This window comes from Erwinia pyrifoliae DSM 12163, assembly GCF_000026985.1.
Taxonomy (GTDB): Bacteria; Pseudomonadota; Gammaproteobacteria; order Enterobacterales; family Enterobacteriaceae; genus Erwinia; species Erwinia pyrifoliae.
Genome location: NC_017390.1, coordinates 3398646 through 3414797, shown reverse-complemented (window position 1 = coordinate 3414797; position 16152 = coordinate 3398646). Strand labels below are relative to the sequence as shown.

The 16152-nt window shown below is 52.7% G+C and carries 17 protein-coding genes and 2 pseudogenes; 7 read left to right on the top strand and 12 right to left on the bottom strand.

The genetic code is table 11. The features are described 5' to 3' along the window. Positions 1–9: 9 nt before the first annotated feature. Entirely contained in the window at positions 10–1773 is a 1764-nt protein-coding gene (gene ggt / locus EPYR_RS15610) for a gamma-glutamyltransferase (protein ID WP_012669347.1), read from the top strand. Between the two features lie 183 nt (positions 1774–1956). On the opposite strand, the gene EPYR_RS15605 is transcribed toward ggt, so the two are convergent. The 4 genes from EPYR_RS15605 to EPYR_RS15590 form a co-directional block, all read right to left on the bottom strand. Beyond that, positions 1957–3390 carry a 6-phospho-beta-glucosidase gene (locus EPYR_RS15605; protein ID WP_012669346.1) on the bottom strand — a complete coding sequence of 478 codons (1434 nt, stop codon included), beginning with the start codon at positions 3388–3390 and terminating at the stop codon, positions 1957–1959. Positions 3391–3590: 200 nt separating this feature from the next. Beyond that, positions 3591–3947 (bottom strand): PTS lactose/cellobiose transporter subunit IIA, encoded by a 357-nt coding sequence (locus EPYR_RS15600; protein WP_012669345.1) that lies wholly within the window; start codon positions 3945–3947, stop codon positions 3591–3593. A gap of 2 nt (positions 3948–3949) precedes the next feature. Further along, positions 3950–5269: a PTS cellobiose transporter subunit IIC gene (locus EPYR_RS15595; protein ID WP_012669344.1), complete on the bottom strand. Its 1320-nt coding sequence runs from the start codon at positions 5267–5269 to the stop codon at positions 3950–3952. Further along, complete coding sequence (locus EPYR_RS15590) at positions 5266–5589, bottom strand: PTS sugar transporter subunit IIB (protein WP_012669343.1); 324 nt, start codon at positions 5587–5589, stop codon at positions 5266–5268. Before EPYR_RS15590 ends, EPYR_RS15595 begins: the two co-directional genes overlap by 4 nt. A gap of 343 nt (positions 5590–5932) precedes the next feature. Between EPYR_RS15590 and EPYR_RS15585 the strand changes: the two genes are divergently transcribed. Continuing rightward, complete coding sequence (locus EPYR_RS15585) at positions 5933–6958, top strand: LacI family DNA-binding transcriptional regulator (RefSeq protein ID WP_041474047.1); 1026 nt, start codon at positions 5933–5935, stop codon at positions 6956–6958. Between the two features lie 326 nt (positions 6959–7284). Here EPYR_RS15585 and EPYR_RS15580 read toward each other — a convergent pair whose 3' ends face one another. From EPYR_RS15580 to mdtJ, 5 genes are all read right to left on the bottom strand, one after another. After that, complete coding sequence (locus EPYR_RS15580; protein WP_012669341.1) at positions 7285–7617, bottom strand: hypothetical protein; 333 nt, start codon at positions 7615–7617, stop codon at positions 7285–7287. A gap of 109 nt (positions 7618–7726) precedes the next feature. Further along, positions 7727–8197, bottom strand: coding sequence for an Lrp/AsnC family transcriptional regulator (locus EPYR_RS15575; protein WP_012669340.1), 471 nt, complete (start codon positions 8195–8197; stop codon positions 7727–7729). A gap of 460 nt (positions 8198–8657) precedes the next feature. Further along, complete coding sequence (gene yddG / locus EPYR_RS15570; protein WP_012669339.1) at positions 8658–9554, bottom strand: aromatic amino acid DMT transporter YddG; 897 nt, start codon at positions 9552–9554, stop codon at positions 8658–8660. Positions 9555–9658: 104 nt separating this feature from the next. Further along, positions 9659–9988: a multidrug/spermidine efflux SMR transporter subunit MdtI gene (gene mdtI / locus EPYR_RS15565; RefSeq protein WP_012669338.1), complete on the bottom strand. Its 330-nt coding sequence runs from the start codon at positions 9986–9988 to the stop codon at positions 9659–9661. Continuing rightward, complete coding sequence (mdtJ, locus tag EPYR_RS15560) at positions 9975–10319, bottom strand: multidrug/spermidine efflux SMR transporter subunit MdtJ (protein WP_012669337.1); 345 nt, start codon at positions 10317–10319, stop codon at positions 9975–9977. Before mdtJ ends, mdtI begins: the two co-directional genes overlap by 14 nt. A gap of 560 nt (positions 10320–10879) precedes the next feature. Between mdtJ and EPYR_RS20015 the strand changes: the two are divergent. Continuing rightward, positions 10880–11057, top strand: a pseudogene (locus EPYR_RS20015) (autolysin sensor kinase); the annotation flags it as partial. Positions 11058–11154: 97 nt separating this feature from the next. Here the strand turns inward: EPYR_RS20015 and EPYR_RS15550 are convergent. Beyond that, positions 11155–11467, bottom strand: a pseudogene (locus tag EPYR_RS15550) (carbon starvation CstA family protein); the annotation flags it as partial. Between the two features lie 46 nt (positions 11468–11513). Here EPYR_RS15550 and EPYR_RS20815 point away from each other — a divergent pair. Continuing rightward, positions 11514–11672 (top strand): hypothetical protein, encoded by a 159-nt coding sequence (locus EPYR_RS20815; RefSeq protein ID WP_014539477.1) that lies wholly within the window; start codon positions 11514–11516, stop codon positions 11670–11672. Between the two features lie 453 nt (positions 11673–12125). Beyond that, positions 12126–12419: a hypothetical protein gene (locus tag EPYR_RS19595; RefSeq protein ID WP_012669334.1), complete on the top strand. Its 294-nt coding sequence runs from the start codon at positions 12126–12128 to the stop codon at positions 12417–12419. 152 nt (positions 12420–12571) lie between these two features. On the opposite strand, the gene ampR is transcribed toward EPYR_RS19595, so the two are convergent. Then, a complete protein-coding gene (gene ampR / locus EPYR_RS15545) occupies positions 12572–13471 on the bottom strand; it encodes a LysR family transcriptional regulator AmpR (RefSeq protein ID WP_104945186.1) in 900 nt (299 codons plus the stop codon). A 124-nt stretch (positions 13472–13595) separates the two neighbouring features. On the opposite strand from ampR, the gene ampC reads away from it, so the two are divergent. After that, a complete protein-coding gene (gene ampC, locus EPYR_RS15540) occupies positions 13596–14771 on the top strand; it encodes a class C beta-lactamase (RefSeq protein ID WP_012669332.1) in 1176 nt (391 codons plus the stop codon). A 46-nt stretch (positions 14772–14817) separates the two neighbouring features. Here ampC and ivy read toward each other — a convergent pair whose 3' ends face one another. Continuing rightward, positions 14818–15264, bottom strand: coding sequence for an Ivy family C-type lysozyme inhibitor (gene ivy, locus EPYR_RS15535; RefSeq protein ID WP_012669331.1), 447 nt, complete (start codon positions 15262–15264; stop codon positions 14818–14820). A gap of 368 nt (positions 15265–15632) precedes the next feature. Here ivy and EPYR_RS15530 point away from each other — a divergent pair, with 368 nt between their 5' ends. Continuing rightward, a complete protein-coding gene (locus EPYR_RS15530) occupies positions 15633–16103 on the top strand; it encodes a VirK family protein (protein ID WP_012669330.1) in 471 nt (156 codons plus the stop codon). The last annotated feature ends 49 nt before the right edge of the window (positions 16104–16152 follow it).

Genomic DNA, 16152 nt, shown 5'->3' with positions numbered 1-16152 from the left:
TTTCATTTCATGTCACGCAAGTTCCTTTTACGTTTTTTACTGGCGTACGGTGCTATTTACACCCTTCACGCTCAGGCGGCTTCCGCTCCTGCCGTTGAGGCCCGCCACGGGATGGTCGTTAGCTCGCAGGCGATTGCCTCTCAGGTTGGGGTAGACATCCTGAAACAAGGCGGCAATGCCATCGATGCCGCCGTTGCCGTGGGTTATGCTCAGGCGGTGGTGAACCCCTGCTGCGGCAATATTGGCGGCGGCGGATTTATGCTTATCCACCTTGCCGGTGGTAAAGAGACTTTTATCAATTTCCGTGAAACAGCCCCGGCCGCTGCCCGTGCTGATATGTATCTTGATGACAAGGGTCAAGTCCGTTCTGACGCCAGCCTGCATGGTTACTCCTCGGTTGCCGTTCCCGGCACGGTCATGGGGCTGGATTATGCACAGGCGCATTACGGCAAGCTGAGCCGCCAACAGGTGATGGCCCCGGCAATAAAACTGGCGCAGGAGGGGTTTGTATTAACGCGGGCGGATACCGATATTCTGGATACCACCGTCAATCGCTTCCGTCAGGATGCACAGGCGGCGCGCTGGTTTTTGCGCGCCGACGGCACCCCGCTCCAGCCCGGCGATCGCCTGAAACAACCCGAACTGGCCTTGACCTTAAGCCATATTTCTCAGTCAGGTACGGATTATTTCTATCACTCACCCATTCCTCAGCGTGTAGAGGCTGCCGCAGCAAAAGGTGGCGGCATCATCACCGCGAAGGACTTTGCTGATTACCGCGTCAGCGAAAGCGCGCCGTTGCGCTGTCAGTACCGGGGCTACGAATTTATCTCCTCCCCGCCCCCCAGTTCAGGCGGCGTAGCGCTGTGCGAAATGGTCAATATCATGGCCGGCTATGATATGCGCGCCCTCGGGTTTAATTCTGCCGACTCGGTACACGTCATGACGGAAGCGATGCGTATTGCCTACTTTGACCGCAATAATTCACTGGGCGATCCGGCCTTTATCAATAATCCGCTGGATAAACTGTTGAGCACGGCATATGCGGATCGGATGCGGCGTAGTATTCATCAAACGGATGCCACCCCGTCTAAGCTGCCTGAAAATAAACAGGTCACCGGCGAACGCCCGGAGACGACCCACTATTCGGTGGTTGACGGGCAAGGTAATGCGGTTTCGACCACCTACACGGTCAACGGACGGTTCGGTGCCGTGGTCATGGCGCCCGGCACCGGCTTTTTCCTCAATGATGAAATGGACGACTTCACCACCAAAATCGGTGAAAAAAACATGTTTGGCCTGGTGCAGGGAGCCAGCAACGCCATCGCACCGGGAAAACGTCCACTTTCCTCCATGTCGCCGACCATTGTTACGCGTGGTAACAAGGTGTTTTTAGTTCTCGGATCCCCCGGCGGCTCGCGCATCATCACGGCTTCACTACAGGCCGCGCTGAATATCATTGATTACGGCATGTTGCCGCAGGAAGCGGTCGATGCGCCACGGATCCATCATCAGTGGTTACCGGATGAAGTCTATTATGAACAGCGTGGACTGTCGTTTGATACCCTGAAACTGCTGCGCCAGCGCGGCTATAAAATGACCGAGCAGACGCCGTGGGGAGCCACTGAACTGATTATGGTGGCCCCTGTGCTGAATGAGAATGAAAAAGCGGCCGATTCAGGCAATGATTCGGCCGTCTCTGGTCAGTTAAGGCCCGGTTATCTGTATGGAGCAAATGACATACGTCGACCTGCCGGTGCGGCGATTGGGTTTTAACACGCTTCCGTCTTGCAGGGCGGGCAGTAAGGCTGCCCGTTATTGAACGGATCATTAAGAAGCATGAAGTGGTGATCTGCCACTTCATGCTTCCTGCACAATCAATGACCGCAGCGACTGGCGCATAAATGCGACCCAATCTGGCGGGGACTATTTAGTCGATAGCAATGTCATAACAACGAATCACAAATCCTCGCCGTTGCTGGCAATCACCTGCTTGTACCAGTTAAAGCTCTTTTTCTTTGAGCGCGCCAGGTCGCCGCTGCCGTCGTCGTTTTTATTGACGTGGATAAATCCGTAGCGCTTGTCGTACTGGCCGGTGGTAAAGGAAACGCAGTCAATGCAGCCCCACGGGGTGTAGCCCATCAGCTCCACGCCGTCTTCCAGCACGGCGATTTTCATCTGCTCGATATGCGCCTGCAAATAGGCGATGCGGTAATCGTCGTTGATCTGGCCATCGGCTTCTGCCTTGTCATAAGCGCCAAAGCCGTTTTCCACGATAAACATCGGCTTCTGATAGCGTTCCCAGAAGGCATTCAGCGTGTAGCGCAGGCCGACCGGATCGATCTGCCAGCCCCAGTCGGATGCCTTCACATGCGGATTCGGGCGGCTGCCGGGGAAGCCTTCAATATGGCGGCCATCGTCGCTGTCCTTGGCCGAGAACTGCACCGCGTTACTCATATAATAGCTAAAGCCCAGATAGTCGGCGCAGCCCTCGCGCAGCGCCTGCTCGTCACCGGGCTGCATCTCGATCTGATAACCTTTGCGCTGCCACTCTTTGACAATATAAGACGGGTAGTAGCCGCGCAGATGCACATCGCCGAACAGATGGCGTTCGCGCATCGCTTGCTGGGCGAACATCACATCGTCCGGGTGGCATGACCAGGGATAGAGCGGCACAATCGCCAACATACAGCCGATTTTCAGATCGGGGTTAATCTGGTGGCCCAGCTTGACCACCCGGGCGCTGGCGACAAACTGATGATGCAGCACCTGGTACATCGCCTGCTCTGGCTTCTCATGATCGGTGAAAATCACCCCGGAGTTGCAGTAGCCGAACAACGGATAACGCCAGTTGCGCTGGTTATTGATCTCGTTAAAGGTCATCCAGTATTTCACTTTGTGCTGATAGCGTTTCAGCACCACTTCGCTGTAGCGCACAAAGAAATCAACCACCTTGCGATTCAGCCAGCCGCCGTACTCTTTCACCAAATGCTGTGGCATCTCGAAGTGCGAAAGAGTGATTACCGGTTCAATATTGTATTTCAGCAGCTCGTCAAACAGATCGTCGTAGAACTGGAGGCCGGCTTCGTTCGGCTCCAGCTCGTCTCCCTGTGGGAAGATGCGCGTCCAGGCAATCGAGGTGCGGAAACACTTAAAGCCCATTTCGGCAAACAGCGCGATATCTTCTTTGTAACGGTGATAGAAATCCACCGCCAGATGGTTAGGATATTGATGCGCTGCATCAATACCGTCGGTAATGACGCGGTCCACGCCGTGTGCGCCGCCGGACAGCACGTCGACAATGCTCGGGCCTTTACCGCCCTGGTCCCAGCCGCCTTCAACCTGGTGCGCCGCCACCGCGCCGCCCCATAAAAAATCGTTTGGTAATGACATAACCTTTCCTTTCTGGTGAGATTAACCACGTTTAAAAAAAGCCGCACCTGTTGAGGCGCGAAGAGAAGTTTAATGAAACGTCTGCCCAGACCGATCTGTGGCAGGTTAAAGCTGGCAGTTCGAAGGGCATGCTTCTCATCGAAAGCCCCAGGGAAGGGCGCAGAATAACGAAATCACATGCTGAATGATGAAGGCAGCTCTCACGATCGGATGGCCTCAGGTGCTGGTTGGTTACCCTTTACCTGTTTCAACGCCTGCATCTCGCGGTGAAGAATGACGATCTCTTCCGCCAGTTCGCGGCACAGCATGGCGTTCATCAGGTGATCCTGAGCATGCACCAGAATCAGGTTCACCGGCACCTTGCCAACCCCTTCATCTGCCCCGATAAGCGCGGTCTGGATCTTGTGCGCAGCCCTGGCGGCGGTGGTTGCGGCCGCCAGCTGCCGAGCCGCCTCCGGCCAGTCATAACTGCGCGCAGCGCGCAGCGCCTGCATCGCACAGGAACGTGCTTCACCAGCCTGAATAATCAGCTCCATCACCGTTGTTTCCATATCCATCATCAGCTCTCCACCGCGTTCAGTTTGTTTTCAGCCGCAGCGGGCTGTTCCTGTTGTAACAACTGGCGTTCATACATTTTGAAAAACGGATAATAAATCAGCGTTGAAATGACTATCAGTACGCCGACCAGAATCACCGCGCGATAGTCCCAGCCGGTGGACCACGCGGCACCGATCGGGCCGGGCGTAGTCCAGGGCGCAAGTGACACGACATGGTTCACCATATCGGTGCGGGTGGCGATCCAGGCGATAACCGCATTCACCAGAGGAGCGGTGATAAAGGGAATAAACAGCAGTGGGTTCATCACTAGCGGAGAGCCGAAGATAATCGGCTCATTGATATTAAACATGCCCGGAACCAGGCCCAGTTTGGCAATGGAGCGTAAATGCGCCGAACGGCTACGCAGGTAGAGGAACACCAGGCCCATGGTCGAACCGGAACCGCCGACGACGATAAAAAATTGCCAGAACGGCCCGATAAAGATCTGGCTAACAGGTTCTGCGCTGTTTAATGCCTGCTGATTAATGCCGAGGTTGGTGAGCCAGAATGCTTGCAAAATACCGCCGACGATCGCCGCCCCGTGGATGCCGGCGAACCACAGCAGGTGGCACAGTAATACGGCAATCAGTACCGCAGGCAGGGAATCAGACGCAGAAATGAGCGGTTTAAATACGGCCATAATCGCCTGTGGCAGCAGCATGCCGAACTGATCCTGAATCAGCAGGCTCAGCGGGAACAGCGTCAGGAAAATGGCGAGGATAGGGATGAGCAGGTCAAATGACTGACGTATTTTGGGCGGAACCTGCGCCGGTAGCTTAATGCCAATATGATGCTTTTGCAGCAAGTGCATCAGTTCGGTGGAATAAAGGCTGACCAGAATCGCGGTAAAAATACCTTCCCCACCCAGAGAGCCGACCGGGATAGCGCTGTTGCTCTGCGGTGCGGCCACCACCAGGAATGACATCAGCGCCAGGCATGCGGCCATAAAGCCGTTCATCTTATAGCTGATGGCGAGGTTGTAGGCGATAGCGGCAGCGATATACACCGCCATAATGCCCATCGTCATGTTATAGGGCATCATGATTTTCGCCATGTGACGATCGACCATTTCCAGCCACCATTGGGCAAACGCCCACTGACTATCAGCAGCAAACGGCGGATGAGCAAACAGCAGCATAAACGAGCCGACAATCAGAAACGGCATCGAAGAGACAAAGCCGTCTTTGATGGCCACAACGTGGCGCTGGCTGGATAAACGTGCAGCAACAGGGCCGATGCGGTTTTCAATAACGGCAAACAGGCTCTCGCTCAGGCTGCTCATTGGACGACCCTGGCATTCTCAATCATCGACAGGGCTTCAGCCAGTATCTTCTCGCCGTTCATCATGCCGTAATCCATGGTATTGATCACCGCGATGGGTTTATTCAGCTCCCCCGCCAGCGGGGTAAAGTCTGCCAGTTTATATTTGATCTGTGGGCCAAGCAAACAGCAGTCGCACGCGCCGATCTGTTCGTTAAATTCGTCAAGACCCACCGCGTTAATCTCAACCGCGATGTTTTTTTCCTTTGCCGCTTTTTCCATGCGTTGTACTACCATGCTGGTGGACATGCCTGCGGCGCAACAGAGTAAGATTTTATTCATGGTGGGTCTCCGGTCTGTTTTGTATATCAATAGCTGAAAAAGCCCTGCCTCTGCAACCGGTTTCATATTATTTGATTTGTTCTGTGAGCACGATCTCAAACGGTGGGAAGCCTTTATAAAAGAGGGCTAAAACCCACGCTCCATCGCTATAAAAAATTGATGTTAATTATAAAATTCCGATATGAATTGAACCGACTAATTGGCGATAAATTGTCTGTTTTTTGCGCTATTTCATATGGTTAGATGAAAATAATGCTATTAATTTCAAAGTGTTAATATATTAGGTTGGGCAATAAAGCGAAACAGGCTATTATGGCGGCCATGATTTATCCTTCAGGATGCTATGATGATTACCATGCTGGACGTTGCAAAAAAAGCAGGCGTTTCTAAAGCGACCGTTTCCAGGGTATTAGCGGGAAATAATTATGTCAGTAAAACCACTCACGATCGGGTATTTAAAGCGATTGAAGAGACCGGCTATCGGCCTAATTTATTGGCGCGCAATTTGGCAACCAGCAAATCACAACATATTGGGCTGGTGGTGACCAACACCCTGTATAACGGCCCCTACTTTAGTGAATTATTATTCCAGGCCGCGACCGTGACCGAACAGCACGGTCGCCAGTTACTTCTTGCCGATGGTAAGCATGATGCACGTCAGGAGCGGCAGGCTATCGAGTTTCTTCTCGATTTACGCTGCGATGCGATTATTATTTACCCACGCTTCCTGAATACGGCCGAGCTGGATGACATTATTGCGCAAACCCGCAAGCCGATCATTGTGGTTAATCGGCAGCTGGAAAAACATCCCGCGCACTGCGTGATTGCCGCCCATGAGAAAAACAGTTTTGAGGCTGTTAATTATCTGGTGGCTCGGGGGCACCGTGACATCGCTTTTATCAGCGGTGCATCAGGCTCGCCAACCGGGCTTAGCCGCTTTAACGGTTATCTTCAGGCATTACGGGCGCATCATATTGTGCCGGATGAGCAGCTGGTGGTGCAGGGTGAATGGACACTGCAAAGCGGCTATGCGGCGGCGAAGGAACTGCTGGCGTACGGCGCACAGTTTACCGCCCTGGTCGCGAGCAACGACGATATGGCGATGGGTGCCGTGCGTGCGCTGCGCCGTGCCGGAAAGCGCATCCCACAGGATGTTTCGCTGCTCAGCTTTGATGATATCCCGATGGCGTCTTTCTTTGAGCCGCCGCTCACCACGGTGCATGTGCCGGTCGGTGAGATGATCAAGCATACCCTGGAGAAACTGGTTCTGATGCTGGACGGGCAGTCCAGCGAACCGCTGTCAGCGATCGACGGCCACCTGATGGTTCGCGATTCGGTGGCTCCTGGCCCCTGGCGGGTCGGCAAATAGCTTTCTTCTCGCAGGGGATGGGGGGGCAGAATTTCTTGCCGGCTTTTGCCCGCAGCGCACGGCCGGTAATCAAACGCGGAGGCGATGACCCGATCACTCAACGCCAGCATCAGCAGATAATAGATGATGCAAGAGACCGGCAGCGAGTTTAGCCTCGGAACACCCCATCGATGATCGGTCGTACCGCACTACTGATGAGGACTCGCCCGGGGCTAATGGCAATGTGCTGCGTGGCCGCCTGATGGTGGGTTGGTTACTGCTGGTATGGGAAATGGCGGAGACGCATAACCGGCAGCTTAGCGTTGTTCCGCCTCGCCGGAGCAACGTTAAGCTGCCTGCATCGCGGTGATATAGCTGTCGATGTTTTTAGCCGACTTCTCTTTCTGCCCGTCACTGAGTGGTTTATATCGTGCTATCGATAGCTGGCCCAGGCGATCGTCACAGGCCACCTGTTTTAGCGACCAGGCGTTGTTTTCGCTGACCATCACCGCACGCAGTTTCTCGGTAAAATCCTGCGCGTTGTTCGGGGGGCCAGGAACCACTACTGCCGCACAGGTTGCATCGTCGTGATGTGCATCATGCGCTGGCGTACGCAACGGGAACCACCCCAGTAACAGGGCGATAACGGTGAGAATTAACCGTGGGAAGCGCCTTTTCATGCCAGTTTATCCGTGGGCGAAAACAGGGGGCATTATGCGAATAAACCTGCACGGTAAAATGTCCAGTATGCGCTTTATGGCCCAAACCCTCGCGCTGTGAGAGGGCATGTCAAAGAGTGGCTTTGATCGGGTAGCTGGCAAGCGGCTTAATTTCCTTCATAACAAACATGCTTTGCATCGCTTTGATCCCCGTCAGGCGGCGTAATACCGTCATGGAAAAATCGGCATAGGCATCGAGATCCCCGGCTACCACCTGTAACAAAAAGTCGGCATCACCGCCGATGCTGTAACAGGCTATCACCGCCTCCAGCGCCATCACCTCCTGTTCGAATCTGCGCGCCTGCGTTTCGCTATGGCTGTCGATTGACACGCGCACAAACACCATGACACCGAGGCCAATTTTCTTGCGATTCAATACGGCGCGATACCCCTGAATGACCTTATCGTCTTCCAGTTTGCGCACTTTTCGCCAGCAGGGTGATGCCGACATACCAATCTCGTCGGCCAGCGTCTGATTAGTAATACGTGCATCTTTTTGCAACAGAGCAAGAATCTTCATTTCTGGCAGGCTTAAGGTCATAATGAAAGGTATCTTCTTTGAATTGGTGATTTTTCGGTTAATTCTGCCTTTTTCTGCATATTTATCAAGCCATCCGGTTAACCTTCTCCCGTCAGGTATGCGGGTAATTATCGCCTGATTTTCAGCCCACAAGCGTGATTCTGATGAATGTTGAAGCCGTTCAGCCGCATTGTGCCGCCAGGTTGTGAATCGGTTGGATCACAGATTGGCCCGCCAGGCTGCCACTGTGATTAGGGATTCCCATGTCGGGGATCTGGCGACTGGTAAGCAAAATCGGCGAGCAGTAATGAAAATGGCCCACAGTGACATAAGAGATGTGGCCAGCGGTATCGATTGAAAACCATCAGGATGGAATTGATGAACCTTCGGCTAACGGATTATTGCTCTTCTTTTGACGCAAAAGAAAAGGGGGCTGTCACCCGCAGATCCTGCTGCCGGAGTTCTTCCCGTGCACAGGCGTTTAATCCGCTGCCTGCGTTTTACCGCGAGCCGACCACCAGCACAGTAGCGATCCCATACTGATCATACCAGCACCCTGCCAGAAGCTAACCGACAGGCTGGCGTTGAGCAAAAAAGCCGCCAGCAGCGCTGAAATCACCGGAATAAAGTAGGACGCCGTCGCCAGCACGGTAACATTGCCGTGCAGGATACCGGTATTCCACGCGGCGTAGCCGAAGCCCATCGCCATTGCCGCCAGCCCGAGATTGACCATTACCGGCAGGCTGAAGGTCATTTCCGGCTGCGGTGCGCAGCCGTATTTCACCCACAGCACCAGCGCGGTCAACATAAAAAACAACGTGATTCCGTTACTGCCCCGGGCTATTTTTTGCGTCAGTACGCAATACACCGCCCAGATAAGCGCCCCGGCCAACGCCAGCCCGTAACTGAGCGGCTCAGAAGCGACGTTATGAGCTATTTCAGTCAGCGACAGGGCGCGATCGCCTGCCAGCACCAGGCAGATGCCGGTCAGTGAGGCGAGTATTCCTGGAATAATCAGCAGGCTGCATGTTTGCCGGGTGACGAGCACGCTAAACAGTACGGTCAGGCTGGGCCAGAGATAATTTACCATGCCAACCTCGATGGCCTGATTGTCGCTGCGGGCATAGCCGAGCGAAAGCGACAGGCAGAGTTCGTAGCTGACGAACAGCAGACTGCCGACCAACAGATAGCAGCGTGGAAAGGTTTTTATCCTGGGAAAGCCGACCGTTAGCATCAACAACAGGGCGCTAAGCGTATAAATCATCGCGGCCCCGCCTACGGCTCCTAATCCTTCGCTAACGCTGCGTATCAGCCCAACAATAGCGCTCCATAACAGGATGGCGATTAACCCGATTAGCGTGGCTTTTTTTTGTCTCATGGCTGACGTCCCGGCAGTGGTGATTTATCCCTGCCACGACTTTACAGCTTAGCCAAAGTCAGTGCACCTGAATAAATGGGCGGTGCCAGAGCAATTACGCGACTTCAGGCGAGTTTAACGATCGCCATGCCGATCAGCAGCAGCAGTACGCCAGCCCAGCCTTTACCATTCAGGCGCTGGCCGAACAGTATCCAGCCCGCGCCGATGGTGGCAACAATGCCGAAACCGCCCCACAGCGCGTAGGCAACGGAAAGATCAATGCCTTCCACCGCCTGCGACAGCGCGCTAAAGGCGGCAAGTACCGCCAGCAATGACAGCATGCCGTAAACCTTGCGCTGAAAGCCGTTGGAGAATTTAAGAAAGATATTGGCGACAATTTCCAGCGCCACCGCTGCCGCCAGCCAGGCTCCGTGTATCCACTCAAACGCTGACATGCTGCCTCCTGCTGTGCGTGCCGGATTTGATCAGGGCGATGCCCGCCACCAGGGTGACCAGGCCGGCCATTTTGACCAGCGAAAATGACTCTTCAAACAGCAGCACGCTGAACAGCGTAATAAACAGCAGCCCCACCCCTTCCCACATGGCGTAGGCAACGCCCATGGCAATTTTTTTAATCGAAACGGAAAGGGCAATATAAGACAGTGCGATCGCCAGCAACATCACCACATATCCCAGTGGATTACCGCTAACGCTGGACCACTTCATAAACAGGGTGCCGGTGATTTCAAGTGCAATCGCCAGTGCCAGTAATAACCAGTAAATCATGATTTATCTTCCGCGAAATAACGTAATAACGCGCCGTGCCGGAAAAAAACCAGCAGGCAGCCTGAGCAACATGAAATGACAGCTGGAAGCGTGACTAAAGCGCGTTGCGCCAGTGTTGTTCACCGGAAGGATTAAAAGCGAAAGAGAACAGAGAGAGAGAACGTTTTTGCCAGGCCTTGCTCTTATTGTCCATAATTTTTACAACTTATCCGCATTGTTGCTTCTCGTCGGTGCGGAAAGGAAATTGTCCTCGGTAGTTTAACACCCCGCTCTTGTACCATGTAAAGCGATGGCGCAGAATTTTTTTTCAATTCTTTACTCGGTGCCTTTCGGTTTTTTATAGTTAATTATTATTTATATTAATTTTTTATTAATATTATATTTTAAAACCCGGCGACGGCTGCGATCGCCCAGGCGTTGAGTGATGGCCGGATAGCAAGGCAGTATAGCGGTTTGGCTGAATAGTTATCGTACCCGCTCGCATTTCGTTAACTGTCGGAAAGCAACATCGCAGCAGCCAGGCTATGTGGCCTGCTGCAGGAAATATAGAGTCGCAGACAATGTATGAGTTGACCTTTATTTTACTGCTGTTATGGCAGATGTGTGTGTTACTGGTTATTGCCAGGCTGATGAACAAAACTCGCCTGTTTATCCCGTTGATGCAGGTGACGGTGCGCCTGCCGCATAAGCTGTTGTGCTATATCTCCTTCTCAATTTTTTTGCGTTATGGGCACCTGTTAGGGCCTGCATATTGAGGATGCTATCAGCTAACACCCGGGCGATCTCGCTGGCGATGTGATTGGCACCACCAGCGGCCACTTTTGCCCGGTACTCGTGACATTTCGCCCACGCGTCCGGGGCGGATAAAGCGCATAAAAACGCCCATACACAGGGCAATCGGCAGCGTAGCGCACGCGGTAAATACGCCCCACGGACTTTCCGCCAGTGTCTTCACTACAATCAGCGCCAGTACCGCGAGGATAATAATCACGATCGGAAAACGGCCGAATAGCGCAATAGTACCGGGTACGGCGCCCGTCTCATTTTTGATTATCTCGCCGAGCGATGTGCCATTGCGGCGTGAAGAGATAAACAGCAGCATAAAGTCCTGTACCGCTCCGGCCAGCAGCCATGCCGCAGAGCAACCACTGCCAGGCAGCAGGCATCAATATTGGCGAGTATTGCCCAGGGTAAATGATTAAAAATACTATTTTTATTCACTGGCAACCCCGTTTTAAAGAAAAGGCTGAGCGATCGGAAATGCGTGTTGATAAAGTTTTTATGGTGGCAAAGATCGGCTGCAATCGGCGGGATAATTGGCTAAGCGGTTTTGCTGGCGGGCTGAAGGGCTGAACGTTGTGATAAAGATCTCACTGGTGCAGCAGGGCTACTTCTGTTGGGGTTCTATACCGTAGACGAATAACGCGAATACGCAAAAATGCGCTACGCCCTTATCCATAAGCTGCAGGCTGCGCCACGCTTTCTTTATGCTGTTATTGCGCATCCGTAAAATTTGAAAACGACGGCTATGCCGAAAGCGCTAAGCGCTTTTTGATATTTATGACAGAAAAATAAATTTACACTGGTTTCTCAAATAAGTTAAAAAAGTGAACTGTAATATGATTTATCCTAATCTTTTTAATTGCTTAACACCCATATTTCGTTCTGCTCCTCCACAGGAAACAACGGACTTAATCATGGTCGCGCATTTTTAAAAAATTAAAACAGGTTAAAAATAGTTCACCTGAACTTACATATAGGCAAAAGTTCCTTTATCTGAATGTAAAGAATACAGCAAATAAGCTAATGTCTAGCCTAAGGATAAATGATGCAAACGGCGTAGAAAAACACACTACTCACTTGCAAAATCGTGCAAACGATTTCTTCAATGAACTGACATGTCCGGCGAACTGTTCACCTATTGCAAGCGCAAAAGAAGAACTATTCTATTTTACGGATGCAGCACATATTCTTTGTCATAATAAGGACACATTTGATTCTGAAAGCATTTCAGAACAAAAAGAAATTCCTCACGATGGCTCACAGGAGCACAGCTACAGCCAATCTGCAACGCTTAAGTTAGAGGATCGCCGCGAGTAATTTCAGCGCGTCCAATAAAAATAGCCTTATTGCCCGATAAAACCCCCGTCAGTGCGAGATATCCGCCAACATTTAAGGCAACCCGCAATGGGTTGATTCCGCAGCCGGTGAGAAAATCGCCTGAAGCGCGACAAAAGACGCGAACACGCTGGCTAACCACAAGGGCGGGACGAACTTTCAGTCGCTATTGTTGCCAGCAGCCATGCACGAAAATCACGCATGGCGGCGGTTTCGGTGCGCGATTGCAGGCGGGTTAGCCAGTATCCGCCCAGGCTGACGCTTTGGCTGAACGGCTGCACGATGCGCCCGCTGTTCAGCAGATGGCTAAACATCGTCGGCGGTGCCAGCGCAATCCCCGCCCCTGCCTGCGCAGCCTCCAGCATGGTCAGCGACGAGTCGAACATCATGATGTGTTGGGAGGGAGAGGGGATGCGTTCACCTGCTGCAGAAAACCAGGTGGACCACTCATCGCGGCGATAAGAGCGCAGCAGGGTAAAGCTATGCAGATCGCCCGGCGCGCGCAGCTGTGCGCCCAGCGCCGGGCAACACAGCGGGGAAAGCGGCGCATCGCACAGAAAGTGCGACGCTGTGCCTTGCCAGGCACCGTTGCCATAACGTATCGCGTAATCCAGACCTTCGGCCAGGCTATCAACGTGGTTATTGTGCGTTGACAGCAGCAGGTCAATATGTGGATGCAGGCGGCGAAAATCCGCCAAGCGCGCCAGCAGCCAGCCAACGGCGAACGTGCCGACCACGCCAATTTTCATCTTTTCGCGCATCTGACCGTCGGAGAAACGATCCAGCGTACTGGCAATGCGATCAAAGGATTCGTTGAGGATCGGCAGCAGGCTTTCTCCTTCAGCGGTCAGCATCAGGCCCCGTGAGATACGGATAAACAGCTGACATTTCAGGTGTTGTTCCAGCGCCTTCACCTGCTGACTGATGGCGGCATGCGTCACGTTCAATTCTCTGGAAGCCTTAGTAAAACTTAATAATCGGGCAGCCGCTTCAAAGGCTCGCAGCGAATTCAGCGGGATATATGAACGCATCAGGATCACTCGTGTAAGTTTTTCTATTATCTGCTGCTAAATATAATCGTTTGTCACCGCAGGTCAATCCGTTCACACTTCGCGGCGAAGGGAACCTCCTTACTGTTACCCAATGGAAAATGACCCGATGAAGAAAAAAACGCGCAATAGGCTTCTGCTGTGCACCACACTTGCCGTAACCCCCTGGTTTAGCGTCGTTGCTGCCCCAATGACGCAGCAGCAGTTAACCGGGCTGGTGGATAACACCATCAAACCCCTGCTGGAAAAGCAGCACATTCCCGGCATGGCCGTGGCGGTGTTGTATAAGGGGCAGCCGCAGTTTTTCAACTACGGCGTGGCGGAAACTGAGCATCAGCGGGCGGTAACGCAACATACCCTGTTTGAACTGGGTTCGGTGAGCAAAACCTTTACCGGGGTGGCGGCCGGCGTTGCCATGCAAACCGGGCTGATTAATCTCAATGACAGAGTGGCGCAGCACTGTCCTGAACTTAACGGCGCGCAGTGGCAGAAGATAACCCTGCTTAATCTGGCGACCTACACCGCAGGCGGCCTGCCGCTGCAGCTGCCGGATGAGGTCACCGATACAGCTTCTCTGCAACACTATTTTCAGCAGTGGCAGCCGCAGTGGCCAGCAGGCACCATGCGTCATTATTCCAATGCCAGCATTGGCCTGTTTGGCGCGCTGGCGGTGAAGAACAGCGGGTTAAGCTTTGCTGACTACCTGAATAAATCGGTGTTTCAGCCGCTGAAGTTAACCCAGACTTTTATCACGGTTCCGCCCTCGGCACAGGCCGATTATGCGTGGGGTTATCAGGACGGGCAGCCGGTGCGCGTCACGCCGGGGATGTTGGGCGCTGAAGCCTATGGGGTGAAATCCAGCACCGGGGATATGGTGAAATATATGCAGGCAAACATCAATCCGGCGAGCTTATCTTCTGACAACAAGGGATTAGCAATGGCTATCGCCAGCGCGCAAAGGCGTTATTACCGCGTCGGCAACATGTACCAGGGGCTGGGATGGGAAATGGTGAACTGGCCGATTTCCCCTGCTGGGGTGATTGCCGACAGCAGTAATGATATCGCACTGAAAGCAAGGCCAGCTACCGCGTTGAAAGCCCCTCAATCCGCCGTTGCTTCATCCTGGGTACATAAAACCGGCAGTACTAACGGCTTTGGTGCCTATATTGCTTTTATTCCCGAAAAGCAGTTGGGCATTGTGATGCTGGCCAACAAAAATTACCCTAATCCGCAACGCATAGCGGCCGCCTGGCAGATCCTACAGGCGCTGGACGAGTCAAAATAGGAAAACGCGGGTGACAGAACGGCATTCTGTCACCCGCATGAAAGGATTATTTAAAGTTGAACTGGTCCGGGTGGTTTTCAAGACTTCCCGTCAGGGCAGCCAGGAGCACCGTCTTACCATCAATGGACAGGTCGTCATCCATATTCAGCCAAATCAGCGTTTGACTGGATGCTTTGTCATCCCGGGTAGAAAACACGCCGGCCATTTTTTTGGCTTCAGCAGAGTAAAGCACGGCAATATTCTGCGCCGCGCAGTCATGCGGCTTGCAGGCGTTTAACACCAGGAAATGCTTACCGTCAATATTGACCTGCCGGTTCTGCGAATGGGTTCCGCCTTCCGTTACCCACCTGGGCAACGGATGTTTTCCCACCATCTTTTCAAATGCGGCTTTTGTCTCGTTGTGGGTTGCCAGACTGCTGACGGTAAGGTCGCTTTGTGCGTAAGCGGACAGCATTGTGAAAGAGAGGAATAGTGCAATAAGTGTCTTTTTCATCACCGAAGCTCCTTGCATTGGATTAAATGACATCCAGACCAAGATAGCCGATTTTTTGTGTTGCCGCAGCCGGGCGGGCGCTGATAAATAAAAAAGAGTCATCATCGCTTCAGGTGCCACCGAGTGGTGACGGGCAGAGAAAAGTTCCACAAAGCAAGTGGAATGCCATAAATAAAATTGAGTACGATATGAAACAGGGCTGGAAGAGCAAAATGGCTTCATTTAATGTTGACGTGGCGTCTTTTTTGATTATTTATCCGGGGCTTGCCGCATGATCTGAGAATATTGCATCGCTCCCTTTTTCAGGCTAATTTTATGATCGTATTTGTTACTGAAAATGCTATTCCCTTTACTGGAGCCTGTATTTAATGATCAGAAAAACACTTCTTTCCGCTCTGTTAGCGGGTGCATGCAGTTACTCCGTGACTGCTCTTGCCGCATTACCCACCCCGCTTAATGATTATCAGGCGGTCAAATCAGCCTTGAGCATCGGCAAACCGGTCACGATGGTGACGACATTCGACCGTTGTGAAGGCCAGCGCGATGGCAAACCGCGCAGCCTTAAAATGATCGGCGGGCTGCAGATCGCCAGCTTCCTTATTCCCGATGATAAATACATCGTCTTTTCTGACTATCATCAGCGGCTAAGCGATAAAGAAGGCGCGCCGCAGGTGGAGTTTACCCGTTATAAAATCATGCCGGATAACCATCTGCTTATCGAAACCAAAAGATACCCCACCACGGCTTCATTCCCCGGCGAGCAGCAGGAAAAGGTCTTTTCCCCCGTCAGCTGGAATTGCAAAATTGGCAGCGGCGCGCAATTTTTCACCGCGCCATAAACCCCATTTTTTGACTGCCAGCATCGGGCTGGCAGTCATAAGTGTGCAT

Coding starts and splice junctions, on each gene's coding strand:
- ggt (WP_012669347.1), top strand. CDS start 10: ATGTCACGCAAGTTCCTTTTACGTTTTTTACTGGCGTACGGTGCTATT.
- EPYR_RS15605 (WP_012669346.1), bottom strand. CDS start 3,390: ATGTCATTACCAAACGATTTTTTATGGGGCGGCGCGGTGGCGGCGCAC.
- EPYR_RS15600 (WP_012669345.1), bottom strand. CDS start 3,947: ATGGATATGGAAACAACGGTGATGGAGCTGATTATTCAGGCTGGTGAA.
- EPYR_RS15595 (WP_012669344.1), bottom strand. CDS start 5,269: ATGAGCAGCCTGAGCGAGAGCCTGTTTGCCGTTATTGAAAACCGCATC.
- EPYR_RS15590 (WP_012669343.1), bottom strand. CDS start 5,589: ATGAATAAAATCTTACTCTGTTGCGCCGCAGGCATGTCCACCAGCATG.
- EPYR_RS15585 (WP_041474047.1), top strand. CDS start 5,933: ATGATGATTACCATGCTGGACGTTGCAAAAAAAGCAGGCGTTTCTAAA.
- EPYR_RS15580 (WP_012669341.1), bottom strand. CDS start 7,617: ATGAAAAGGCGCTTCCCACGGTTAATTCTCACCGTTATCGCCCTGTTA.
- EPYR_RS15575 (WP_012669340.1), bottom strand. CDS start 8,197: ATGACCTTAAGCCTGCCAGAAATGAAGATTCTTGCTCTGTTGCAAAAA.
- yddG (WP_012669339.1), bottom strand. CDS start 9,554: ATGAGACAAAAAAAAGCCACGCTAATCGGGTTAATCGCCATCCTGTTA.
- mdtI (WP_012669338.1), bottom strand. CDS start 9,988: ATGTCAGCGTTTGAGTGGATACACGGAGCCTGGCTGGCGGCAGCGGTG.
- mdtJ (WP_012669337.1), bottom strand. CDS start 10,319: ATGATTTACTGGTTATTACTGGCACTGGCGATTGCACTTGAAATCACC.
- EPYR_RS20815 (WP_014539477.1), top strand. CDS start 11,514: ATGATTAAAAATACTATTTTTATTCACTGGCAACCCCGTTTTAAAGAA.
- EPYR_RS19595 (WP_012669334.1), top strand. CDS start 12,126: ATGTCTAGCCTAAGGATAAATGATGCAAACGGCGTAGAAAAACACACT.
- ampC (WP_012669332.1), top strand. CDS start 13,596: ATGAAGAAAAAAACGCGCAATAGGCTTCTGCTGTGCACCACACTTGCC.
- ivy (WP_012669331.1), bottom strand. CDS start 15,264: ATGAAAAAGACACTTATTGCACTATTCCTCTCTTTCACAATGCTGTCC.
- EPYR_RS15530 (WP_012669330.1), top strand. CDS start 15,633: ATGATCAGAAAAACACTTCTTTCCGCTCTGTTAGCGGGTGCATGCAGT.